The organism is Tumebacillus avium (assembly GCF_002162355.1).
Taxonomy (GTDB): Bacteria; Bacillota; Bacilli; order Tumebacillales; family Tumebacillaceae; genus Tumebacillus_A; species Tumebacillus_A avium.
In genome coordinates this window covers 3391706-3414169 of the sequence record NZ_CP021434.1, presented here as the reverse complement: position 1 = coordinate 3414169, position 22464 = coordinate 3391706, and the positions used below count along the sequence as shown (strand labels likewise).

The following is a 22464-nucleotide window of genomic DNA, read 5'->3' as shown; positions in this document are numbered from 1 at the left end:
AACGCAGGAGGTGAGCGGAATGGAATTTGATTTTACCCCGGCACAGGTCGCCATTTTCGCTTCGCTGATATTTGTCGGAATCATCCTCTTCCAATTTTTCATCATGATCTTGATGCCGCCCAAAGACAAACACAAACGCTGACACAAAAAAGCTGAGGGACTATCCCCTCAGCTTTTCTCGTAGTTGGGTCAGGATCACCGCCAGCTCCGCGCGGGTCAGCTCCCGCGCCGGACGGAACGAATTGTCTTCATAGCCTTGAATCAGGCCAAGCTCGGCCGCCTGGCGGATGAACGGTTCCGCCCACAACGCTTCATCAAGATCGGTGAAAAGATCATCGGGCTGCGCAGGCGTCACAGGAGGCGTCGGCAGCGGGCTTGGCGTGGAAGGTTGCGCCTGGATCTGCAGGATCTGCTGCCAGAGCGCGACGATCGACTGCCCGTACGTGGTGCCGGGAACGGCCCATCTGCCGCTTAGCTGCTCCCAGGTCGGGGCCACGCCCCGCAGCCCTGCGCTCTCGAGGATCGCAAAGCGCGGATCGACCACTTTGACCCCGGCCGGCAGCGGAGACCGGGTCGCATAGCCGTAGAGATGCTGGATCTGCGCCTCGATGCCCAGCGCCGGCGTGGCAAACGTGGCGCCTTGCACATCGGCGCTCACCGTGCCCAGCCCGGAAAAGTTGTTCTGGTAGGGGCGCACCGTCCCCCGGAACTGCCAATATCCAGTCTCGTGAATCGACTGGGCAAACGCGAGATCCCCGCGCACCCCGTAGCGAGCCCCGATGTCGAGATAGAGCTGAGAATAGTCGGGCGCATCAGAATTCACACGGCGCAAAAAAAGGCGCATCTGATTTGCTGTCGCCCGCGCCGTTCCCATAATCGGTGTTGCCATCTGCTCCACCCCCTAATCGTCAAGCAAAATCAACAGGATCACAGTCCCGCGTGACCCGACTCCCGGCTGGCTGCTGCCGGCGACTGCGCCTGATGCTGCTTCCTGCGCTGCACGTTCACGATCAGCGTGTCGAGTTCCTGGCTGATGCGCAGCACGTTCGGATGCAGAAAGTCACCCCGGTAACTGTCCACCGTTTCGAGCAGCTTTTGCCTTAGTGTCTCAATCTGCCCAGAGATACTGTTCATCGCCAAACACCCTTACCCTTCTGATGACTGTTTCCTTTATCATACGAAGCAAGCGAGAAATTCTTGCTTTGATTTTTTCCATACGTACAATATAAATCAAATTCCCGTTTTATGTAAGTGCCGCCTGAGAAAAAAGACGATCCGGGCGTCGGACCGTCATTTTCTGCTCTGGACATCGGCCAGTTCGATCATGCGCTTGGAGATGGCATCGGTGATCACTTCATCCTTCAGCCGCTTCGGCGCTTTTTCAAAACTGGACGTGCCAAGGCCGATCTCGCGGGCAATTTCATAACGGAACAGTTGCATCGCCTGTTGGCTGCCCAGCACATAGGCGGTTTTCTTTTTGCTCATCGCCGTCACTCCCTTTCAGGAGATAGGATGAGCGGGCGCCGCCGATTTTATCCCGCTAGTCCCCGGCGCGCTGCAGCAGCACTTTCTCCTGCTTGAGGAAGTCGACCAGCTGAGAGTAGTTCGGCAGGGTCCAGAAATCGGGCGTGCGGATGCAGGTCTGCACTTCGTCGCGGGCGACTTGCATGATTTTCGCGTCCTGGAGCAGATCCCCGATCTTAAATTCGGGAATCCCGCTCTGCCTGACGCCGAAAAATTCACCCGGGCCGCGCAGCTCCAAGTCTTTTTCGGCCAGAATAAACCCGTTTTGCGTAGCGACCATCGCTTTCATCCGCTCTTCCCCAGCCTCGGTATCCGGCTTGGACATCAGGATGCAGGAAGAGGCATGCTCGCCCCGGCCGACGCGTCCGCGCAGCTGGTGCAATTGGGCCAGGCCAAACCGCTCAGCGTTATAGACCATCATCACCGTGGCGTTGGGAACGTTCACGCCAACCTCGATGACGGTGGTGGAGACGAGCACCTGCGTTTCGTTGTCGACGAAGGAGCGCATTACCTCTTCTTTTTCCGCCGGGCGCAGTTTTCCGTGCATAAGACCGACTTCAAAACCGGCAAACCAGTCTTTGAGCATCGCGTAGAGATCGGTGGCATTGACGACGCCTTCCACCTTTTCCGACTCTTCGACCAGCGGGCAGACGATGTAGGCTTGGCGGCCTTTGGCCAGTTCGCTGCGGATAAAGCGCAAGGAGCGCTCTTCTTTGTCCGGCGTGATCCAAAAGGTCTGGATCGGCTTGCGTCCGGCCGGCAGCTCGTCTACCAGCGACACGTCGAGATCGCCAAATACAGACATGGCAAGCGTCCGCGGGATCGGCGTCGCCGACATGAACAAGACGTCGGGAGCATGGCCTTTTTGGCGGAAGATCGAGCGCTGCTCGACACCAAAGCGGTGCTGTTCGTCGGTGATGACGACGGAGAGCGAGCGGAAGCGCACGCCTTCTTCGAGCAGCGCATGCGTGCCGATGATCACATGCGCTTCGCCGCTTTCGATCTCGGCGAGCACTTCACGGCGCTCTTTTTCCTTTTGCGACCCGACGAGCAGCACGCTTTTCACGCCAAGCGGTTCGAGCAGTTCGACTGCAGAGCGGAAATGCTGCTCGGCGAGGATCTCGGTCGGCACGAGGATCGCGCCCTGGTGCCCGGAGAGAAACGCGACATAGGCGGCCAGAAAGGCGAGAATCGTCTTCCCGGAGCCGACGTCCCCCTGCACGAGGCGGTTCATCGGCATTTTGCTTTGCATGTCGCGCAGGATCTCCCCGGCGACGCGCTTTTGAGCACCGGTCATCTCAAAGGGCAGCTTCTGTACAAATTGACTCACCGCGTCATCCGGCGCTGTATGCGCCACGCCGGGCTGCTCATGGCGGTGGATCCAACGAAACGCCTGCAGTTTGAGCTGGAAGAGGAAAAATTCTTCAAAGATCAACCGACGGCGCGCCTGATGCAGCGTGTCGCTGTTGGTCGGGAAGTGGATTTCGTTGACCGCTTCGATGCGGTCGATCAGGCGGTATTTCTGGCGCAACACGAGCGGCAGCAGTTCCGGGATCTCGGCGCTGTACGTTTTCACCGCCTGCGCGATCAGGTTGCGCAGAATTTTTGGCGTGATGTCCGCTTTGACATTGTAGACAGGCACGATGCGGTTGCTGTGCACCGTCTCCCCGGCGACGGCGAAATCGTGGGTGGTGACGGTGATCGAACGGCGGTTGGCATCGTATTTTCCGGTGATCGTCATCTTGCGTCCGGGCTTGAGCTGGTCTTTGACATAGGGCTGGTTGAACCAGACGGCGTGCAGGCGGCGATAGTCTTCCGTCACGACCGGCGAGATCGTCGTCGAAGCGCGCTTGCCCCGGTATTTGACACCGGCCGCGCCGTCGATCGTGACGCGCACCGTCACGCGGGCGCCGTGCTCCAGTTCCCGCCCAGGCTGGGCGTTGCGGTCTTCATAGCGAAATGGGTAGTAGGTGATCAGATCGAGCAGGGTAAAAATACCAAGAAGCCCCAGCGTCCGCAGTCGCTGGGGGCCTACACCTGGCAAAACGCTGACCGGCGCAGTGGCGAGGGTCACGCTTCGTTCAACTCGTTTCCGTAAATCTGCTGTTCGAGCTTGCGCGCCGTCGGCGTGTCGGCCAAGCCGCCCATCGCCGTCTCGCGCAGTTCGACCGGCATCGTCTTGCCGATGTTGTACATCGCCAAGATCACTTCATCCGGCGGAATCACGCTCCTTACACCTGCCAGCGCCATATCGGCGCCTGCCAGCGCCAAGACCGAACCAAACCCATTTCGAATGATGCAAGGAATCTCGACCAGACCTGCGACCGGATCGCAGACGAGGCCCAGCACGTTTTTCAGCGCCAGACCGGCCGCTTGGATCGCTTGGGACGGCGAGCCGCCCGCGAGTTCCACGGCAGCCGCTGCTGCCATCGCCGTCGCCGAGCCAACTTCCGCCTGGCAGCCGCCGCCGGCGCCGGAGATCGAAGCGTTGTTCGCCACGACATAGCCGACCGCAGCTGCGGTGAACATGCCAAGCACCAACTGCTCTTTCCCGAGGCCCAGCGACCCGCGCAAAGAGGACAGCACGCCTGGCAAAATGCCGCAGGAGCCTGCGGTCGGCGTTGCGACCACCAGGCCCATCGCCGCATTGACTTCCGATGTGGACAGCGCCATCGCCACCGCTTCGGTCGCCTGTTTGCCAAGCAGGGTCTTGCCTTTTTGTGCGTATTCATAGACGCGTTTCGCATCGCCGCCGGTGAGACCGGAGAACGACTTGATATCTTCTTTTAAGCCACGCTCGACAGATGCCATCATGACGTCGAAGGATTCTGTCATTTGTTGGATGATCTTCTCCCGCGTGTCACCTGTCTCCGTGACATGCTCTTCGATCATGATCTCGTAGATCGGCTTTTTTTCCTGTTCGGCGAGCTCGATAAGCTCTGCCAGATTCGTAAATCTCACGATGCACTCCTCCTAGGAAGGGTTGATGATCGCCACATCTTGCACCGCTTCCAATGCTGCAATCTCTGAAACCGCGACCGGGCTCGGCCGCTCATCGGTGCCGATCACCATCAGCGCATCCCGGCCGCGCCCGCGGCGGGCGACTTCCATCGCCGAGATGTTCAGCCTGTATTTAGACAAAATCGCGGTGACAGCCGCCACGACGCCAAACTGGTCCACATGCGGGATGACCAACGTCGGATAGGCGGCGGTGATTTTGACTTTGAAATGGTTGATCTCCAGAATCTCGATGGCGCCGCCGCCGATCGAGCATCCCATCATCTCGAGGGCGCGCTCGCCTTTGATCAGCTTGATGCGCACCGTGTTGGGATGGAGGTCGGAATTAGGCTTTCCCATGATAAAAACGACATTCATGCCCGCCGCCGCCGCAAGGTGCTGCGAACGGGGAATGCGCGGGTCGTGCGTTTCGAAATCGAGCAGCCCGGCGACCAGCGCAACATCTGTGCCGTGACCTTTGTAGGTCTTGGCAAAAGAGCCGTACAGCGTGATCTCAACCCGTTCCGGCTGTTCCCCGAAAATCCCCCGCGCGCTTCGGCCCAGCCGCGCAGCACCGGCGGTGTGCGAACTGGACGGTCCGATCATCACCGGTCCGATGATGTCAAACGAATGGCGAAAAGAAGACATCGAACTCTCTCCTCCCTGCCCGTATAAAAACGTCCTGCCGAAAATACGACAGGACGGATTCGTTCTGGGCTGACGCGGCCGAGCTTCTACTCTACCGAGAAGATGTAGGAGTACAAGGGCTGACCGCCATAGTGCAGTTCAAACTCACAGTGGTCAAATTGATTCTGCACCTCTTCGAGCAGCTTCTGCGCTTGCTCTTGGGTCACATCCTCACCGTAGAACACGGTGACCACTTCACTCTCGTCATCTATCATTTTCTCAAGCAACGAGACTGCCGTCAAATCCAATTCTTTTCCAAGCGTTACGACTTTGCCTTCCTGCATGCCCATGAAATCGCCTTCTTTGATCTCGAGGTCCTGGAAGTTGGAATCGCGCACCGCTTGGGTGATCTGGCCCGACTTGACGCGGGAAATGCCGCCGCGCATGCTCTCGACGTTCTCTTCGAGGGCAGCTGCCGCATCGAAGGAGATCGCCGCTGCGATCCCTTGCGGAATCGTTTTGGTCGGGATCACCGTTACGGTGTCGCCAAGCACGGTCTTCGCCTGCTCCGCCGCCATGATGATGTTGGAGTTGTTCGGCAGGATGAACACATGCTCGGCATGAAGCGCTTTCACGGAGTTGACGATGTCTTCGGTGCTCGGGTTCATCGTCTGGCCGCCTTCGATGATGCCTTCCGCGCCAAGCGACTTGAACACTTCGGTCAAGCCAACGCCTACCGTGACGGTGACGATCGCATACGGCTTCTTCGGGCCTTCCGACTCTGCTTCCGAACCTGTCGTCGCTTCGGCCACATCCCCGGAATCCATCAGCTTCAAGTCATGATGCTGCTCGGTCATGTTGTCGATCTTGATGCGGGTCAGTTCACCAAATTCCTGCGCCTTGTTCAGGACGTTGCCCGGTGCCAGCGCATGGATGTGGATCTTGACGATGTCATCAGCCGCCACGACGAGCAGCGAATCGCCAAGCGGCATCAGCGCATCGCGCACCGCCACCTCGGTCGCCTTCTCATCGTCGGCCGCTTCCGGCAGACGGATGATAAACTCCGTACAATAACCATATTCAGTTTCCCCGTCGCCGTGTGCAGCAGCCGGCGTCATTACTTTGACCGGTGCCTGTCCGGCAGCTGTCGTGTCGACCGAAACGCTTTCGCCTTTGATCGCAGCCAGCCAGCCTTTGTAGATATATACGAGGCCTTGTCCGCCGGAATCGACGACGCCGGCCTGACGAAGCACCGGGAGCAGTTCCGGCGTGCGCTCCAGGGAACGCTCCGCTTCCTGCAGCACCGCTTCCATGACCGAGCGGATCGTGGCATTCTTGTCCTTCGCCGCCGTCTGCGCCGCTTGTGCCGCGTCTTTGGATACGGTGAGGATCGTGCCTTCCACCGGCTTGACGACTGCGGAGTACGCGGTGGTCACGCCGTTTTGGAACGCGTCCGCGAATGTCTTCGGATCAACTTCATCCTTTTTCGCAACGCCTTTCGCAAAGCCGCGGAACAGCTGCGATAAAATGACGCCCGAGTTGCCGCGCGCCCCCATCAGAAGCCCGGTCGACACCGCTTCCGCAACGCGGTACAGCGGTTCATTTATGTATCGTTTGAGTTCATTAACCCCGGATGTCATCGACAGGCTCATGTTGGTTCCCGTATCGCCGTCCGGCACCGGGAATACATTCAGGGCATTCACCCGGTCCTTGTTTTGTTCCAGGCCCGCATGTCCTTGCAAGACCATTTGCACGAACAAAGATCCGTTTAAGACCTGCATCATGTAAATGGAAACCTCCTTTTACCTCTCCCCGGTCACGCGAACGCCTTGGACGATCACATTGACCTTTTCTACTTTCAATCCCAGATTGTGTTCCAGTGTGTATTTCACTTTGTCCATGACATTATGTGCGACTTCCGAAATTCTTGTGCCGTAGCTTACGATAATATACATATCGACGACCACATCGCCATCCTGTATGCGCACATCGACACCGCGGGTCATGTTTTCACGACCGAGCAGTTCGCTGATGCTGTCCTTGACTTGTTTGCGGGACGCCATGCCGACGAGACCGTAGCAGTCCAGAGCAGAATAACCTGCTACAGTGGCAATCACGTTCTCATCGAAGGTAATCGTTCCAAGTTCGTTACGAATGTCTTTTGGCATGATGACACACACCCCCTGTAATTCTCGAACGTAGCACCCACAGTTTACTACACAATGACATAGAAAGTAAACTGAGGGGAGCGATGGAAGTCTACGAAGTTTTTCAAGGCTTTTTATGCTTGCAATGTCGGACAACCGTATGATAAGATGATTGAGTATTTGCGACCTATCGCTTTTATTTTCTGCGATGTGTCTCGGGACTATGTTGTTAAGGAGGTGCACGCTCGTGGCAAAACGTTGCGAAATCTGTGGGAAAGACCCGAAGACCGGGAACCAAGTTTCTCACTCCCATATCCTGACCAAACGCCGTTGGCTCCCGAACATTCAAAAAGTTCGTGCGAACGTAAACGGATCTGTAAAGCGTATCAATGTTTGCACCCGCTGCCTGAAGGCTGGCAAAGTAAAGCGCGCGATCTAACTCATGCGTTTTCTGTGCAAAATAAAAAAGCACCTCTCGGGGTGCTTTTTTATTTATTTTTCTTTCTGAATCGCATTTAACATCGCTTTGACGATTCCGCCGAGGAAGCGAGGCAACTTTATCGTGTAAAAGCGCAAAGTGACCCCTCCTTGCTTGTAGTAGATTCAATTCTTGAAAAGGACCCACCCGATCCAGATCATGAAGAGACCAATCATGGATACCCACATCTCAGGCGGGAGGTAGCGTGCGGTCAGATAGAGACCTGCGGATGCCACTGCGATACCCGCTATTCGTTTCGCCCCCATTTTCATACTTCGCCTGCGGTATCCGATCACTGTAGTGCCACCCTCTCCTCGCCCACCATGGACGTTCGCCCACGCTGTGACGGTACGGTATTATATATATTCGTATAAGTTCTTTTTGTGCAACGAAAAACGGCCACCCCCGCATGTCGTTACACGCATGGGAGTGACCGTTCTTCCGCCCTCCCGATAGTACATCCTATGCCGTGCAAAAGGCTTTAGACGTGAGGACGGGCGTAATTTTTGTTTGTGTTTGCGGCATTAACCGCGGATCTGGCGAATCGCTGCCCCGCGGTCCGGGGCGTTGTAGACGGCGTTGCCGGCCACGAGGACGTTGGCCCCCGCTTCCCGCACCAGACGCGACGTTTCGGCGTTCACGCCGCCGTCAACTTCGATCTCGACGTGATGCAGATCCATCGCATCGAGCTTGCGGCGCACTTCGCTGATTTTTGTCAGAACATTCGGAATGAATTTCTGTCCGCCAAAACCCGGATTGACGGTCATCAAGAGCACCATGTCCAGCTCCGTCAGCACATGATCGATCATCGAGACCGGCGTGTGCGGGTTGAGCGCGACCGATGCCTTAGCGCCAAGCGAACGGATCAACTGCAGCGAACGATGCAGGTGCCGGGTCGCTTCGACATGCACCGAGATGATATCCGCGCCCGCCTTTACAAAATTCGGGATGTAGAGATCGGGGTTCTCAATCATCAAATGCACATCGAGCGGCAGTTTCGTATGCGGCTTGATCGCTTCTACGACCAGCGGGCCGATCGTGATGTTCGGCACAAAATGCCCGTCCATCACGTCGACATGAATCAGATCCGCTCCCATTTCTTCCACCGAGCGAATGTCTTCGCCGAGCTTCGAAAAGTCGGCGGAGAGAATCGACGGCGCCACTTTAATCTCCAGCACGTCTAGTACCTCCGTTCTTTCGCTTCCTTCAGCTCTCCCAGAAACTCCAGGTAATGCGCATACCGGTTCGGGCTCATCTTGCCCGCTTCCGCTCCTGCCCGCACCGCACAGCCGTCTTCGCCTTCGTGCAGACAGCTGCGGTATTTGCAGTCATGAGACAGATCCCAGATGTCGCGGAAACACTGCGCCAAGATCGGCGGCTCCATGCCGGCGAATTCCAGCGTGGCAAAGCCCGGCGTGTCGATGACAAAAGTGTCTTCGAAGATGCGGAAGATCTCGGAATGCCGGGTAGTATGCTTCCCCCGTCCGAGCTTTTGTGAAATCTCCCCGATCGACAGGTTCAGCCCTGGCGACAAGGTGTTGAGCAGCGTCGACTTGCCGACGCCAGAGTTGCCGCTGAGTCCCGACAGCTTGCCGGACAAGAGGGCGCGCACCTGCTCCACGCCTGCTCCCGACTTGGTCGATACCCACGCCCCTTGATAGCCCATATCGCGGTACGGATGCAAAAAGCGCTCCGCCTGTTCCTTGTCGGCCAACAGGTCGACTTTGGTCAGCACGATCACGGCAGGCAGGCTTTCCCGCTCCACCTGCACCAGCATCCGGTCGAGCAGCTTCGGATTGAAATCCGGCTCCTTGACGGAGAAAGTCAGCACGCATTGATCGATGTTGGCGAGCGGCGGGCGCACCAGCTCGTTTTTGCGGGGCAGGAGCTCTTCGACGACGCCTTCCTGCCCGCCGATGGCCGTATAGACCACACGGTCGCCCACCAAGGGGTTGATGCCCTGTTTCTTGAAAACGCCGCGCGCCCGGCATTGGCGCACGACATCTCCGTCTTGAACATAATAAAATCCGGCGATTGCTTTGGTAATGAGCCCTTCTGGCATCTGTCGCCTCCGTACTCTCAGGAAGTCATAGTCTTTTAGTCTTCGTACTGAATGGGAATCGTCTTTTCTTCTTTGCCGTCGATGTACACTTTGATCGAAGCGATCTCGCCCGGCTTGACGATCACTTCCACGTGGTACGACTTGGTGGTTTCGATCGTTTCATCGACGACCACCGCGTTGGACTGCGCATCATTTTTCACGATCTTGACGCGCTTCTTCTGGCCATCTTCCACCGGGACCTGCACATCGTACGTCTTTTTCTTCGGTTCTTCTTTCGCGCCTTGGGAGACGACGAGCGAAATCGTTTCGCCTTTGGCCAGCTCCGTGCCCGGCGTGTAGGACGGCGAGGTGCCGATCACTTTGCCCGCTGGGAGGTCATCGGAGTACTGGGAGATCACTTCGCCGACTTTGAAGCCGACCGCGTTCAGTCTTGACGTTGCATCTTGGACGGTCAGCCCGCTCAGCTGCGGCACGCTCGCTTTTTCGATCGCTTTGGCGACCGTCAGCACGACGCGCGTCTCCTTGTCGATCGTCACGCCCGAAGCCGGATTCTGCGACAGCACGGTGCCGGCCGCCGCATCCTTGTCCTCGCGCTCTTCAAACGACACGTTTTCCGTGTTGACGCCTTCTTGTTTCAGCTTCTCCAGCGCCTTGTCGCGGCTGAGTTCGGTGACGACTGGCATCTCCATCTGCTCAGGGCCTCGGGAAACGGTCAAAGTCACTTCGCGGTTGGCTTTGATCGTCTTGCCGCCATATTGGTCCTGGCGGATGACGGTGCCGGTCGGCTCCTTGTCGCTGTACTCTTCTTCTTTGTTGATGTTGTTGATGTCAAGACCGGCGTTGAGCAGCTCTTTCACCGCATCGTCGTACGATTTGCCGACGACGTCCGGCATCGTCACATCTTCTTCGCCCATGTAGTTGGTGACCAGCGTGTACGCGGTGACCGCGCCGACGCCAAGCAGCAGAAAGACGGCCAACAGCCAGATCACCGGTCGCCAGAAGTTCTTTTTCTTCTTGCCAGGTTCTTGTTCTTCCGGCAGAGAAGAATCGTTCTCTTCCGTTGCTTTTGCCGTTTCCGCCGACGGCAGGGTCTGAGCGGCCGGGGCTTTGGCGTTGCGCAGGCCGACGGCCGGCATCTGAATCGTGCTTTGCTCGTCAAACAGCGGTGCGGTGAACTTCGGCACGTTTGGGTAGAGCAGCGCCTTTTCCAGATCGCGCGCCATCTCGCGGGCGCTTTGGTAGCGCACGCCCGGGTCTTTGGCGAGCGATTTCAGGATGATGTTCTCGACCGATTGCGGCAGGGACGGATTGATCTGGCGCGGCTCGACAAAGTGGTCTTGCAAATGTTTGAGCGCGACCGAGATCGGCGTCTCCCCGGAAAAAGGCAGTTCGCCGGTCAGCATCTCATAGATCACCACGCCAAGTGAATAGATATCCGATTTGACGTCGGTAATGCCGCCGCGAGCCTGCTCCGGCGAGAAGTAATGCACTGAGCCGAGCACCGAGCCGTCCTGCGTGATCGTGTTCGAGGTGATCGCCCGCGCGATGCCAAAGTCGGTCACTTTCACCCGGCCGTCTTTGCCGATCAGGATGTTGTGCGGCTTGATGTCGCGGTGGACGATGTTATTTTCATGCGCGTGTCCCAACGCGGAACAAATTTGTTTGGAGATGTCGATCGCTTCCTGCACCGGCAGCGGCGCACGGTCCTGGATCACTTCTTTGAGCGTCAGACCGTCGACAAATTCCATGACGATGTAATACTCGTCCCCTTCCATCCCCACGTCATAGATGTTGACGACGTTGGGATGGGACAGCGAGGCTGCCGCTTGCGCTTCCCGGCGGAAACGGCGGACAAATTCTTCATCGGTGGAGAATTGCGCATGCAAAACTTTGATCGAGACAAAGCGGTTGAGCAGAGTATCCAGCGCCCGATAGACGACTGCCATGCCTCCGCCGCCGATTCGTTCGATCACTTCGTAACGATCGCCAAGCTTTCGTCCGATCAAAGTGCGTCACCTCGCCCCGACAGATTTTGTACGGCCACTACGGTGATGTTGTCGTGCCCGCCTGCTGCCAGCGCTCCATCGATCAAAGCATCGACCTTCGTTTCCAAAGCCGATTCGCGCGCCATGATCTCCACCATCGCGTCCCGGCTGATCATATCGGTCAGGCCGTCGGAGCAAAGCAGCAGAATATCGCCTGCAGCCCAAGTGCGGTGGTAGAGGTCTGCCTGCACCGACTCGTCGGTGCCGACCGCGCGCAGCACGATGTTGCGCTGCGGATGCACGCTCGCCTCTTCCTCCGTGATTTGTCCGTTTTTGTAAAGTTCAAAGACCAGCGTATGGTCGTCGGTCAATTGGATCAGCTCGCCTGACTGCCAGAGATAAGCGCGGCTGTCCCCGATATGGCCGAGAAAGACCTCCTGCCCGCTGACCAGCGCCGCCACCAGCGTCGTGCCCATGCCGCTGAAGTCCTTCGACGTCGACGCATGCTCATGGACCGCGCGGTTGGCGTGCTGCATCGCGTCGATCAGCAAATCGGATACGTCATGTGATTCGAGGTCTTGCGGCGCTTCTTTGATATGTGTTAAAAGCGTTTCAATCGCCAGAGAACTCGCCACCTCACCCGCAAGGTGGCCGCCCATCCCGTCCGCTAAAACCGCGACGCCAAACGGCGTCAGATCGGCTGCGACCGCATAGCAGTCTTCATTGAGCTGACGGACGAGCCCGATATGGGTTCTCGCCGCATAAAGCATCTCCATCACCTCAGATTCTCCCCTGCTCCGCACGCAGCTGTCCACAGGCAGCTGCGATGTCGTGTCCTTTTTCCCGTCTGACTGTCGCATTGACGCCCAGACGGTTCAATTCATTGACGAACGCCCGAATCTGATCTTTCGGGGTCCGCGTGTAGTTGCGCTCCGGCACATAGTTGACCGGAATCAGATTGACGTGGCAGTCGATATTGGTCAACAGCCCCGCCAGTTCGCGCGCGTGCGCCAAATCGTCATTTTGCCCGCCGACCAGCGCGTATTCAAACGAGATGCGGCGGCCGGTCTGGCGAATGTAATAGCGGCACGATTCGAGCAGCTCGTCGATGCCCCAGCGGCGGTTGATCGGCATCAGCGCCGAACGGATCTCGTCACGCGTCGCATGCAGCGAGATCGCCATCGTGATCTGGCGCTTTTCATCGGCCAGGCGGCGAATCGCCGGCACCAGTCCCGATGTGGAGATCGTGATGTGGCGCGCACCGATCTTCAGGCCGTTCTGGTCATTGATGATGTCGACAAACTTCATCACTTCGTCGTAGTTCTCCATCGGCTCGCCCGAGCCCATCAGCACGACGGAGGAGACGCGCTCCTGCTCTTCTGCCGCGCTGTCGAGGAAGCGCTGAACGTTAAGCAATTGCTCCACCACTTCGCCGCCCGTCAAGTTGCGCACCAGTCCGCCGAGCGTGGACGCGCAGAACGTGCAGCCCATCCGGCAGCCGACCTGGGACGAGACGCATACCGAGTTGCCGTAGTCATGGCGCATCAGCACCGTCTCGATCGTCGAGCCGTCATACAGCTCCCACAGCCACTTGATCGTGCCGTCGGTGGACACTTGGCGCGTCACTTCGCGCATCGTGTTGATCGTCGCGGTCTCCTTCAACTGCTCGCGAAGCTTTTGCGGCAGGTTGGACATGGCGTCAAAGTCGGTCACGCGGTCGACGTACAGCCACTGAAAGATCTGCTTGCCGCGAAACTTCGGCTGCCCGATGCTCTGCACCCATTTTTCCAAATCATCAAATTCGAGGTTGAGCAGATGCACTTTGTGCCCGGCATCAGAAAGGGCCTGTTTCTCGTTGATCATGGGGATCGTTTCCATGTCAGTTCACCTGCTTTCGACGTAAGCGTGCGATGAAGAATCCATCGCTGTCAAACTGCTGCGGCATCAGTTGCACCGCACAGTCATCTTGAATGGCCCCGTGCAACACATCCATCAGATGCGGAGCGATCGGGTCTGGTTCAAAGTCGGGATGCTCCGCCAAAAAGGCGCGCACCACGTCGATATTCTCTTCCGGCATCACGGTGCAGGTGGAGTACACCAGCACTCCGCCCGGGCGCAGCGCCGGAGCGACCGTGTTCAGCAAGTCGCGCTGCAGTTCGGCGATCTCGCTGATGTCGCCGGGGACTTTGCGCCACTTCAGGTCGGGCTTGCGCTTGATCACGCCAAGTCCGCTGCACGGCGCGTCGAGCAAGATGCGGTCAAACGTGCCTGCGTCGCCAACCACGCGGCGAATATCGCCGGCCCGGGTCTTGATCGACTGCAAGCCGAGGCGGTTGGCCACATTTTCGATCAGTTCGATCTTATGCTCGTGCACATCAACTGCGACCACTTCCCCTTCGTCGCCCATCAATTCGGCGAGGTGCGTGGTCTTGCCGCCCGGCGCGGCGCAGCAGTCGAGCACGCGCTCTCCCGCTTGCGGATCGAGCGCTTGAGCGACCAGCATCGAGCTTTCATCCTGCACGGTGCAGCGCCCTTCTCTGAAAGCGGGCAGTTGGGTCACATCCAGCCCTTCATGCAGGATGATTCCATACGGCGAAACGAGCGACGGATGTGCGCCGATACCTTGTTCGGCCAGCTCTTCCAACAGCTCGTCGCGGGTCGCGCGGCTCGAATTGACGCGCAGTGCCAGCGCCGGGCGAACGTTATTCGCTTCGCAAAGTTGTTCGGCCGTCTCGCGCCCAAACGCCTCCGCCCAGATCTGCACCATCCACTCCGGGTGGGAGTGCAGCAGCGCCGTGTGGCGCGTCCAATTTTTCTCCTTGGAAGGGAGTTTGAGCGTGTCAATGTTTCGCAAGGTGCCGCGCAGCACGCCGTTGACAAACCCGCTGGCTTTGCGGCCGCGGCGCTTGGCGATCTCCACCGCTTCGTTGATCGCTGCAAACGGCGGAATCCGCTCCAGATAAAACAGCTGGTAGACGGTCATGCGCAGCAGGTTGCGCACCCAAGGCTCCAGCTTGTGCAGCGGAGTCTTGAGTGACGGGGTCAAATAATAGTCGAGCGTGTTCATCCGCCCGACCGTTCCGTACACCAGTTCCGTGGTCAGCCCCACATCGCGGGAGCTGAGCCGCGTTTTGCGCAACGCGTTGGTCAGCGCCAAGTTGCTGTAGGCGCCTCTCTCCTCGATGGCAAGCAGTACGTCCAAAGCGGTGTCTCTTGCTGTCTGAGCCAATGCGTTTACTCCTCCCGATCTCCGAACTTGCTGCCCGGGGCGGGCTTCACGCCGCGCAAATACTCGGTGACGAGCATGCGCCGCTTGCCCGCAGGCTGAATTTCAAGGAGCGCCAGAGTGCCTTTGCCGCACTGGACGATGATGCTGTCATCGGTCGTTTTGACGACGGTGCCGGGCTCGGCAGTCGGAGCGCTTTCTTCCTCATTAATCCTAGCTTGCCATATCTTCATCACTTTATGAGAGAAGGTTGTAAATGCAACCGGCCAGGCGTTGAGTCCGCGCACCTGATTGTAGAGGGTGCGGGCGTCGCGGCTCCAGTCGATGCGTTCATCATCGCGGGACAGGTTTGGCGAATAAGTAACCAGGCTCTCATCCTGCGGCGTTTCGGTATGTGTGCCGTTCGCAATCGACGGCAAGGTTTCGATCAACAGCTTGGAGCCTGCCGCCGCCAGCTTGTCATGCAAGGAAGACACGGTGTCTGCTTCGGCGATCGGCACGACGACTTGCGAGATCATGTCCCCGGCGTCGAGCGCCTGCACCATGCGCATGATCGTGACACCGGAATTGGCGTCGCCTTCGAGGATCGAGCGGTGAATCGGCGCTCCGCCCCGCCAGCGCGGTAACAGCGATGCGTGCACATTGATGCAGCCAAGGCGCGGCATGTCCAAGAGGCGCTTGGGCAGAATCTGCCCGTACGCGGCGGTGACCAGCAGGTCGGCGTTAAACGCTTCCAGCTCCTGCAGCGCTTCTTCGGCGCGGACTTTCTCCGGCTGCAGCACCGGCAGATTGTGGCGCAGTGCAGCCACTTTCACCGGCGGCGGCGTCAACTCGCCTTTGCGGCCTTTCGGACGGTCCGGCTGGGTGACAACCGCGACAACCTCATAGCCGTTTTCGATCAGCGCGTCCAAACAGGGCACGGCAAAATCGGGTGTTCCCATGAACAAAATTCGCATTTGTGTCACCTGCCCTTTATCGTTTCTTCCCGGCCGTCTTGTTGCCGGCGCCCGCAGGCACCAGACGGTCGGTAAATAAAATGCCGTCAAGGTGGTCGATCTCATGCAGCAGGCAGCGGGCCAGCATGCCTTCGCCTGTGACGGTGATTTCTTCCCCTTCGCGGTTCAGCCCTTTGACGACAACGCGGTAGGCGCGCAATACGTCACCCGATTTGCCCGGCATCGACAGGCAGCCTTCCGGGCCGACCTGTTCGCCTTCTGCCGAGAGAACTTCCGGGTTGACCAGCTCGATCAGCCCGTCCCCGACATCGACGACGATGCAGCGCTTCAAAATGCCGATCTGCGTCGCGGCGAGCCCGATCCCGTTGCCTGCGTCGTACATCGTTTCGGCGAGGTCGGTGAGCAGTTTTTGTATATGTGAAGTCACTTCCGCGACCGGCTTGGCGACCTGGCGCAACACCGGGTCTCCTTCCTTGCGGATGATTTTGATTGCCATCTGTTGGTTACCTCCTTACCACGCTTCCAATGCTTCCAATGCTTCCAAGAAAACGAAAAAGCACCATCTTTCATCTTACCAAACCAACCCGCGTTTCGAAAGGGAAGATTTTCCCCTAGAGGATCATTTGCGCGTTGACGTCGATGGACAGATAGCCGCCCGCTTTTTGCGCTTCATGCGCCGCTTCCAGATACACGGTGCGAATGGGATCGCCCACCTGTTTGAAGCGGATGTATTTGAGCACCACATTGAAGCGGTATTTCCCCTGCAGGCGGGAGAGCGGCGCCGGCGAGGTGCCGAGGATGATGATGTCGTCCCGCCCCTGAAACAGCGTGCGCAGGCGGTCTTCGAGCGTCCGCGCGATCCGCAGCGCCGCATCTTCGTCGGTGTTGACCGAAGTGAACGCCGTCAACTCGCGAAACGGCGGGTTGTGCACGCCGTAACGGACGCGGATCTCATGCTGGAAGAAGTTTTCATACTCCTGCTTCTTGGCAAACTGCACCGCGTAATGCTGCGGATTGTAAGACTGCACCACCACTTCGCCCGGCAGCAGATGCCGCCCGGCGCGTCCCGCCACCTGCGTCAGGAGCTGGAAGGTGCGTTCGGCCGCCCGAAAATCGGGAACGAACAGCGAGGTGTCGGCCGAGATGACGCCAACCAGCGTCACGTTCGGAAAATCCAGCCCTTTGGCGATCATCTGCGTGCCGAGCAGGATCTGCGCTTCCTGGTTGCGGAAGCGCTGCAAGAGTTCGGCGTGCGATCCTTTTCCGGACGTGGTGTCCACATCCATGCGGATCACGCCCGCCTGCGGGAACACGCGGTGCAGCTCTTCTTCGACCCGCTGGGTGCCGGTGCCGAAATGGCGCACATGGTCGCCTTTGCAGTCCGGACAGGTCTCCGGCATCCGCTCCGCATATCCGCAATAGTGGCAGCGCAGCTGTTCCAGCCCGCGTGCTTTGTGGAAGGTGAGCGGAATCTCACACTCCCGGCAGCGGGCCACATACCCGCAGGATCGGCAAAGCACAAACGTGGCAAACCCGCGGCGGTTCAAAAAGAGGATGATCTGCTCCCCTTTTTCCAGACGCTCCTCGATGCCTTTTTTTAATGCTTTGGAAAACATCGAGCGGTTGCCTTCGTGCAGCTCGTTGCGCATGTCGATCACTTTGACTTTCGGCAGGCGCTGCCCCATGACGCGCTCGCCCATCTCGATGCGGCGGATCTGCCCTTGGTGCGCCCACCAGCGCGTCTCCAGCGCCGGGGTTGCCGAGCCGAGCACGACCGTCGCACCATGCTGGCGGGCGCGGTACATCGCCACTTCGCGGGCAAGGTATTTCGGGTGGTCGTCCTGTTTGTAGGAGACTTCATGCTCTTCGTCGATGATCATCAGGCCGATCGAGCGGAACGGGGCAAAGATCGCCGAACGCGCCCCGACGACGATCGTCACATCGCCTTGGCGGATGCGCCGCCACTCGTCAAACTTTTCGCCGGCCGACAAGCGGGAGTGCATCACCGCCACATCGTCGCCGAAGCGTTTCTTGAAGCGTTCGACCATCTGCGGGGTCAGCGCAATCTCCGGCACGAGCATGATCGCCTGCCGCCCCTGCTCCACGCAAGAAGCGATCGCCTGCAGATAAACTTCCGTTTTCCCGGAACCGGTCACGCCTTGCAGCAAAAAGGTCTCCGGCTTTTGCGTATCCACCGCTGCGGCGATCTGATCGTACGCCGACCGCTGCAGTTCGGTGAGCGGCAGCGGCTGCTCCGGCTGTTCGTGGGCGATGCCGTACGGATCGCGAAGCACTTCCTGCTCGACTTTTTGCAGATACCCTTTTTCCAAAAGGGGCTTCACCGTCGAGGAGGAAGCGCCCAGTTCGCTGAGCACGTCTTTCATCGGCACCGCAACTCCTTGATCAAACAGGTAGGCGAGCACTTCTTTTTGCTTTTTGGCGCGGCTTAACTCTTCGAGCGCCGCTTGGAAGGCGGCGCTGTCAAGCGAGCATTGAAGCGCGGTGATCGTCTTGACCTGCGCGCCTTGTTTGACGCGGTAGGATTCTTCCAAGATCCCTTCCGCCACCCAGGCGCGAAGGATCGGACGCCACTCGGGACGTTCGGCGATCAGTTGCTCTTTGGTTTTGTTCGGGGATTGGTACAGGGACTGGAGCAGGTCGGCTTCCAAGGAGGCGGGCAGCACAAACGGCGGATCGCCGGCCAGCCGGAGCTTGGTGCTCGCTTTGGCCCGCATGCCGCTTGGCAGCAGCGCTTGGACGGCTGCTGCTTTCGTGCAGAGGTAGCGTTCGGAGAGCCAGCCCGCCAAGTCGACCAGATCGGGGGTCAGCGGCGGTTCATCGTCGAGCACTTCGAGGATCGGCTTGATTTTGCTGACGTCGGCCGCCAGCGAGAAACCGACGATATAGCCTTCCAGCCGACGCGGGCCAAACGGCACGAGGACGCGGGTGCCGATCTGCACCTGCTCCTGCCAGTGTTCGGGCACTTCGTAATGAAAGGGGCGGTCAACCTGCGCCGAGCGCAGTTCGACGATCACTTCCGCAAAGCGTTTGGAGCTCATGAGACCGGGCCTGCTTCCCGCGTTCGCAACTCCAGCACGCGGTCGAGAATTTTGTCTGCCACTTCGCGCTTGGACAAGAGCGGCAGCGGCGTATCGCCCGCACGGTCGACCAGCGTGACGATGTTCGTGTCGGTGCCAAATCCAGCGCCTGTCTGTGACACGTCATTGGCGACAAACAGGTCGGCGTGTTTGCGCTCCAGCTTGCCGCGGGCATTTTCCAGCACCTGCTCCGTCTCAGCCGCAAAGCCGACCAGAACTTGATCGGCGCGTTTCTGTTTGCCCACTTCGAGCAAAATGTCCGGGTTGCGCTCAAATTCGATCACGAGCGGGCCGTCTTTTTTCTTCAGCTTCTGCTCATGGCGCAGCTTGGGGCGATAGTCGGCGACCGCTGCTGCGCCGATGATCACATCCTGCGCTGCGACATGCGCCATCACGGCGTCATGCATCTCCAGCCCGGTCTGCACCTTGATCGCCGTGACCCCGGCGGGCGGCGCCAGTTCGGACGGTCCGGTGACCAGCGTGACTTGCGCACCGCGTTTGACAGCTGCCTCGGCGAGCGCGTAGCCCATTTTTCCGGTCGAGCGGTTGGTGACAAAGCGCACCGGGTCGATCGGTTCGTTGTTGCGTCCGGCGGTGATCAGGAGGCGCAGGCCGGTCAAATCTTGCGGTTGTTCCTGCTCAGCAAAAAAAGCCTCGATCCACGCGCCGATCTCCTCCGGCTCCATCAGACGGCCTTTGCCTGTCCACCCGCAGGCGAGGTACCCTTCGTTTGGTTCGGCAAACCGATACCCTTTTTCCCGCAGATACTCCACGTTGTCCTGCACGATCGGATTTTCGTACATGTTGACGTTCATCGCCAGCGCAAATAAGACGGGCGCTTTCGTCGCCATGATCGTTGTGGTCAGCATGTCGTCGGCGAGGCCGTGCGCCACTTTGCCGATCACGTTGGCGGTGGTCGGTGCGACGACGATCAGGTCGGCCTTGTCAGCGAGGGCGATGTGAGCAAGCTCGGACGGGTCGGGCTCGGTGAACGTGTCGAGGTGCACCGGTTTTTTGGTCAGGCTCTGGAAGGTGAGCGGGGTGATGAACTTTTGCGCAGATTCGGTCATGATGACATGCACGTTCGCACCTGCTTTGCTAAGCAGGCTGGCCAGAGATGCCGCTTTGAAAGCGGCAATGCCGCCCGCCACGCCAAGCACGATCGTTTTGCCTTTCAGCATGGTGACCGTCTCCTCTCCTTGTCAGTCTCTATTTTTACAAAAAGAAACAACCTGCAGGAGGTTGTTTCTCGTCGTTTTACTTAATGCCGTCTTTCGTGCGCACAAAACGCACTTTTTCATCGGAAATTTCGTTCAGTGCAACGGTGACGTTTTTGTTGGTCGGAACTTGCACCAGTTTGTCGGCGCCGTCCTGGATGCGGCGGGCGCGCTTGGATGCGGCCACGACCAGCGAGTATTTGCTGTCAGCCAGATGCATCAATTTGTCGATGGAAGGATAAATCATGTTATTTGCCCCCCTCTTGAATCAAACGGTTATAGTATTCCAAGTTGCGGGAGACGCTGCACAGCTCCGCGGTGATGATGCTGCGAACCTTGGTGCAGGCGTTGTCCACTTCGTCGTTGACGACGACATAATCGTATTCGGAGATGTATTTCATCTCGTCGGTCGCGGCGCCGAAGCGGCGGTTAAACGATTCTTCCGTCTCTGAACCGCGTCCGATGATGCGGCTCTTCAACTCATCGAGACTCGGCGGAATCAGGAAGATAAACACGCCGTTCGGGAACTTCTGCTTCACTTGCAGCGCGCCTTGGATGTCGATTTCAAGCAGCACGTTTTCGCCGGCGTTCAGCGTGTCTTCCACGTATTTGCGCGGGGTGCCGTAATAATTGCCATATACTTCGGCCCATTCCAGAAGCTCATCGTGTTTGACCATCTCCTGGAACTGGTCGACGCTTTTGAAAAAGTAGTTGATGCCTTCCATCTCGCCTTCGCGCGGCTGGCGCGTGGTGCACGATACGGAATAATGCGTCGTGTTCATGCTTGGAAGCAGCGCCTTGCAGACCGTCCCTTTCCCTGCTCCGGACGGACCTGACAAAACGATTAGCAACCCTTTTTGAATCATCCTTCTACCCCTCCGGACGTAGTGGTTTTACTCTTCGTCGTCTTGGCTGTTATCTTTCGCTACCAGACGGTGTGCCACGGTTTCCGGCTGAACAGCCGACAAAATGATATGATCGCTGTCGGTGATGATGACGGCACGGGTTCTGCGTCCATATGTCGCGTCGATCAGCATGCCGCGGTCGCGCGCCTCTTGAATGATACGCTTGATCGGCGCAGACTCCGGAGAGACGATCGACACGATGCGATTGGCGGAAACGATATTCCCAAACCCGATATTGATCAGTTTAATGCTCACGACCCATTCCTCCTAAATTCGCAGCCTCTCTGCCTGCATTGTTGCCATGACGGCAGCTTCTGATACCAGAGAAAGGCGGTTATTCTACGTTTTGAATCTGTTCGCGGACCTGTTCCAGCAGGGTTTTCATCTCCACCACATGCTGGGCGATCTGCAGATCGTTTGCTTTGGAACCGATCGTGTTGACTTCCCGGTTCATTTCCTGCACCAAAAAATCGAGCTTGCGTCCGATCGGCTCCAAGGCGATGAGCATCTCGTCAAACTGCGCGCAGTGGCTGTTCAGCCGCACCAGCTCTTCGACGATGCTCGCCCGGTCGGCCAACACCGCCACCTCGGTCAACAGCCGCGCTTCATCGACGACGAAGGTCTGCCCTTCGAGCGCGTCCCGCAGACGCTTCTCCAAGCGCTCGCGGTATTCAGCGACCACAAGCGGCGAACGCGCAGACACCCGTTCGGTGACCCCGCGCAGCTTGTTGATGCGCTCTTTGACATCGTCAGCGAGCCTGGCGCCTTCCGTTTGCCGCATCTGGATCAGGTCGTCGGTCGCCTGAGCTGCCAGCTGCAGCAACAGGCTGCCCAACTGCTCCGGATCGGTCTCTTCCTGGGTGACCGCCATGACGTCCGGCTGCCGGAGCAGATCGGCAATTCCCAGCCGCTCCGGCATCCCGAGGCGCTGGGCGAGCGCATCGGCAGCCGTCTTGATCTTGACGGCCAGCTCTTCATCAAGGGTGACTGTGCGCCCTTGCTGCTCAGTCTTTTCAATGGTTATGTAACAATCCAGCCTGCCTCGCGAGACGCGCTCCAAGATGGCCTTTTTGATCCCATCTTCGAACATCAGATAGTCGCGCGGCATGCGCACCATCACTTCCGCATAGCGGTGGTTGACCGCTTTGATCTCGACGAGGATGCGGTATCCGTGGTCTGAGCCTTCGGCTCGGCCATATCCCGTCATGCTTTTGAGCATCGAGATTCCCTTCTTTCGCCTCT

General features: G+C 58.4%; 25 protein-coding genes. 2 read left to right on the top strand and 23 right to left on the bottom strand.

Going from position 1 to position 22464, the window contains the following annotated elements:
• Positions 1–19 precede the first annotated feature (19 nt).
• Positions 20–142: a hypothetical protein gene (locus tag CBW65_RS25150; RefSeq protein WP_269767956.1), complete on the top strand. Its 123-nt coding sequence runs from the start codon at positions 20–22 to the stop codon at positions 140–142.
• An 18-nt stretch (positions 143–160) separates the two neighbouring features.
• Here the strand turns inward: CBW65_RS25150 and CBW65_RS24320 are convergent, their stop codons facing one another.
• The 8 genes from CBW65_RS24320 to CBW65_RS16545 form a co-directional block, all read right to left on the bottom strand.
• Positions 161–889: an S-layer homology domain-containing protein gene (locus CBW65_RS24320; protein WP_157721998.1), complete on the bottom strand. Its 729-nt coding sequence runs from the start codon at positions 887–889 to the stop codon at positions 161–163.
• A 38-nt stretch (positions 890–927) separates the two neighbouring features.
• Complete coding sequence (locus CBW65_RS16575; RefSeq protein ID WP_157721997.1) at positions 928–1134, bottom strand: aspartyl-phosphate phosphatase Spo0E family protein; 207 nt, start codon at positions 1132–1134, stop codon at positions 928–930.
• A gap of 156 nt (positions 1135–1290) precedes the next feature.
• A complete protein-coding gene (locus CBW65_RS16570; protein WP_087457753.1) occupies positions 1291–1485 on the bottom strand; it encodes a hypothetical protein in 195 nt (64 codons plus the stop codon).
• 55 nt (positions 1486–1540) lie between these two features.
• Positions 1541–3598 carry an ATP-dependent DNA helicase RecG gene (recG, locus tag CBW65_RS16565; protein WP_087457752.1) on the bottom strand — a complete coding sequence of 686 codons (2058 nt, stop codon included), beginning with the start codon at positions 3596–3598 and terminating at the stop codon, positions 1541–1543.
• A complete protein-coding gene (gene sdaAA, locus CBW65_RS16560; protein WP_087457751.1) occupies positions 3595–4485 on the bottom strand; it encodes an L-serine ammonia-lyase, iron-sulfur-dependent, subunit alpha in 891 nt (296 codons plus the stop codon). Before sdaAA ends, recG begins: the two co-directional genes overlap by 4 nt.
• Positions 4486–4497: 12 nt before the next feature.
• The gene (gene sdaAB / locus CBW65_RS16555; protein WP_087457750.1) at positions 4498–5169 is read right to left on the bottom strand and encodes an L-serine ammonia-lyase, iron-sulfur-dependent subunit beta; all 672 of its coding nucleotides are present in this window, start codon (positions 5167–5169) and stop codon (positions 4498–4500) included.
• Between the two features lie 86 nt (positions 5170–5255).
• Positions 5256–6932, bottom strand: a complete 1677-nt coding sequence (locus CBW65_RS16550) for a DAK2 domain-containing protein (protein ID WP_087457749.1) — start codon at positions 6930–6932, stop codon at positions 5256–5258.
• 18 nt (positions 6933–6950) lie between these two features.
• Positions 6951–7316: an Asp23/Gls24 family envelope stress response protein gene (locus CBW65_RS16545; RefSeq protein ID WP_087457748.1), complete on the bottom strand. Its 366-nt coding sequence runs from the start codon at positions 7314–7316 to the stop codon at positions 6951–6953.
• A 226-nt stretch (positions 7317–7542) separates the two neighbouring features.
• Between CBW65_RS16545 and rpmB the strand changes: the two genes are divergently transcribed.
• Complete coding sequence (gene rpmB / locus CBW65_RS16540; RefSeq protein ID WP_087457747.1) at positions 7543–7734, top strand: 50S ribosomal protein L28; 192 nt, start codon at positions 7543–7545, stop codon at positions 7732–7734.
• 53 nt (positions 7735–7787) lie between these two features.
• Here rpmB and spoVM read toward each other — a convergent pair whose 3' ends face one another.
• From spoVM to CBW65_RS16465, 15 genes are all read right to left on the bottom strand, one after another.
• A complete protein-coding gene (spoVM, locus tag CBW65_RS16535) occupies positions 7788–7871 on the bottom strand; it encodes a stage V sporulation protein SpoVM (RefSeq protein WP_132946622.1) in 84 nt (27 codons plus the stop codon).
• Positions 7872–8297: 426 nt separating this feature from the next.
• Complete coding sequence (gene rpe / locus CBW65_RS16530; protein ID WP_087459270.1) at positions 8298–8942, bottom strand: ribulose-phosphate 3-epimerase; 645 nt, start codon at positions 8940–8942, stop codon at positions 8298–8300.
• Between the two features lie 11 nt (positions 8943–8953).
• Positions 8954–9835, bottom strand: a complete 882-nt coding sequence (rsgA, locus tag CBW65_RS16525) for a ribosome small subunit-dependent GTPase A (RefSeq protein ID WP_087457745.1) — start codon at positions 9833–9835, stop codon at positions 8954–8956.
• Positions 9836–9870: 35 nt separating this feature from the next.
• Complete coding sequence (gene pknB, locus CBW65_RS16520; RefSeq protein ID WP_087457744.1) at positions 9871–11841, bottom strand: Stk1 family PASTA domain-containing Ser/Thr kinase; 1971 nt, start codon at positions 11839–11841, stop codon at positions 9871–9873.
• Complete coding sequence (locus tag CBW65_RS16515; protein ID WP_232463545.1) at positions 11838–12596, bottom strand: Stp1/IreP family PP2C-type Ser/Thr phosphatase; 759 nt, start codon at positions 12594–12596, stop codon at positions 11838–11840. The genes pknB and CBW65_RS16515 overlap by 4 nt, the downstream gene beginning before the upstream one ends.
• Positions 12597–12600: 4 nt before the next feature.
• Positions 12601–13683: a dual-specificity RNA methyltransferase RlmN gene (gene rlmN / locus CBW65_RS16510; RefSeq protein WP_087459268.1), complete on the bottom strand. Its 1083-nt coding sequence runs from the start codon at positions 13681–13683 to the stop codon at positions 12601–12603.
• Between the two features lie 16 nt (positions 13684–13699).
• Positions 13700–15049 carry a 16S rRNA (cytosine(967)-C(5))-methyltransferase RsmB gene (gene rsmB, locus CBW65_RS16505; protein WP_087457743.1) on the bottom strand — a complete coding sequence of 450 codons (1350 nt, stop codon included), beginning with the start codon at positions 15047–15049 and terminating at the stop codon, positions 13700–13702.
• A 5-nt stretch (positions 15050–15054) separates the two neighbouring features.
• Positions 15055–16002 (bottom strand): methionyl-tRNA formyltransferase, encoded by a 948-nt coding sequence (gene fmt, locus CBW65_RS16500; RefSeq protein WP_198299640.1) that lies wholly within the window; start codon positions 16000–16002, stop codon positions 15055–15057.
• A 16-nt stretch (positions 16003–16018) separates the two neighbouring features.
• Entirely contained in the window at positions 16019–16498 is a 480-nt protein-coding gene (gene def / locus CBW65_RS16495) for a peptide deformylase (RefSeq protein WP_087457741.1), read from the bottom strand.
• A 115-nt stretch (positions 16499–16613) separates the two neighbouring features.
• Positions 16614–19061: a primosomal protein N' gene (gene priA / locus CBW65_RS16490; protein WP_087457740.1), complete on the bottom strand. Its 2448-nt coding sequence runs from the start codon at positions 19059–19061 to the stop codon at positions 16614–16616.
• A complete protein-coding gene (coaBC, locus tag CBW65_RS16485; protein WP_087457739.1) occupies positions 19058–20281 on the bottom strand; it encodes a bifunctional phosphopantothenoylcysteine decarboxylase/phosphopantothenate--cysteine ligase CoaBC in 1224 nt (407 codons plus the stop codon). The genes priA and coaBC overlap by 4 nt, the downstream gene beginning before the upstream one ends.
• A gap of 76 nt (positions 20282–20357) precedes the next feature.
• On the bottom strand, positions 20358–20564 hold the full coding sequence (rpoZ, locus tag CBW65_RS16480) for a DNA-directed RNA polymerase subunit omega (protein WP_087457738.1): 207 nt from the start codon (positions 20562–20564) through the stop codon (positions 20358–20360).
• Between the two features lies 1 nt (position 20565).
• A complete protein-coding gene (gene gmk / locus CBW65_RS16475; protein WP_087457737.1) occupies positions 20566–21183 on the bottom strand; it encodes a guanylate kinase in 618 nt (205 codons plus the stop codon).
• 27 nt (positions 21184–21210) lie between these two features.
• Positions 21211–21477: an extracellular matrix/biofilm regulator RemA gene (remA, locus tag CBW65_RS16470; protein WP_087457736.1), complete on the bottom strand. Its 267-nt coding sequence runs from the start codon at positions 21475–21477 to the stop codon at positions 21211–21213.
• A 79-nt stretch (positions 21478–21556) separates the two neighbouring features.
• On the bottom strand, positions 21557–22441 hold the full coding sequence (locus CBW65_RS16465; protein WP_087457735.1) for a YicC/YloC family endoribonuclease: 885 nt from the start codon (positions 22439–22441) through the stop codon (positions 21557–21559).
• Between the last annotated feature and the right edge of the window lie 23 nt (positions 22442–22464).

What these genes read in the sequence shown, in the direction of transcription:
- CBW65_RS25150 (WP_269767956.1), top strand. Translation starts at nt 20, where the DNA reads ATGGAATTTGATTTTACCCCGGCACAGGTCGCCATTTTCGCTTCGCTG.
- CBW65_RS24320 (WP_157721998.1), bottom strand. Translation starts at nt 889, where the DNA reads ATGGCAACACCGATTATGGGAACGGCGCGGGCGACAGCAAATCAGATG.
- CBW65_RS16575 (WP_157721997.1), bottom strand. Translation starts at nt 1,134, where the DNA reads ATGAACAGTATCTCTGGGCAGATTGAGACACTAAGGCAAAAGCTGCTC.
- CBW65_RS16570 (WP_087457753.1), bottom strand. Translation starts at nt 1,485, where the DNA reads ATGAGCAAAAAGAAAACCGCCTATGTGCTGGGCAGCCAACAGGCGATG.
- sdaAB (WP_087457750.1), bottom strand. Translation starts at nt 5,169, where the DNA reads ATGTCTTCTTTTCGCCATTCGTTTGACATCATCGGACCGGTGATGATC.
- CBW65_RS16550 (WP_087457749.1), bottom strand. Translation starts at nt 6,932, where the DNA reads ATGATGCAGGTCTTAAACGGATCTTTGTTCGTGCAAATGGTCTTGCAA.
- CBW65_RS16545 (WP_087457748.1), bottom strand. Translation starts at nt 7,316, where the DNA reads ATGCCAAAAGACATTCGTAACGAACTTGGAACGATTACCTTCGATGAG.
- rsgA (WP_087457745.1), bottom strand. Translation starts at nt 9,835, where the DNA reads ATGCCAGAAGGGCTCATTACCAAAGCAATCGCCGGATTTTATTATGTT.
- CBW65_RS16515 (WP_232463545.1), bottom strand. Translation starts at nt 12,596, where the DNA reads ATGGAGATGCTTTATGCGGCGAGAACCCATATCGGGCTCGTCCGTCAG.
- rlmN (WP_087459268.1), bottom strand. Translation starts at nt 13,683, where the DNA reads ATGATCAACGAGAAACAGGCCCTTTCTGATGCCGGGCACAAAGTGCAT.
- fmt (WP_198299640.1), bottom strand. Translation starts at nt 16,002, where the DNA reads ATGCGAATTTTGTTCATGGGAACACCCGATTTTGCCGTGCCCTGTTTG.
- def (WP_087457741.1), bottom strand. Translation starts at nt 16,498, where the DNA reads ATGGCAATCAAAATCATCCGCAAGGAAGGAGACCCGGTGTTGCGCCAG.
- priA (WP_087457740.1), bottom strand. Translation starts at nt 19,061, where the DNA reads ATGAGCTCCAAACGCTTTGCGGAAGTGATCGTCGAACTGCGCTCGGCG.
- coaBC (WP_087457739.1), bottom strand. Translation starts at nt 20,281, where the DNA reads ATGCTGAAAGGCAAAACGATCGTGCTTGGCGTGGCGGGCGGCATTGCC.
- rpoZ (WP_087457738.1), bottom strand. Translation starts at nt 20,564, where the DNA reads ATGATTTATCCTTCCATCGACAAATTGATGCATCTGGCTGACAGCAAA.
- gmk (WP_087457737.1), bottom strand. Translation starts at nt 21,183, where the DNA reads ATGATTCAAAAAGGGTTGCTAATCGTTTTGTCAGGTCCGTCCGGAGCA.
- CBW65_RS16465 (WP_087457735.1), bottom strand. Translation starts at nt 22,441, where the DNA reads ATGCTCAAAAGCATGACGGGATATGGCCGAGCCGAAGGCTCAGACCAC.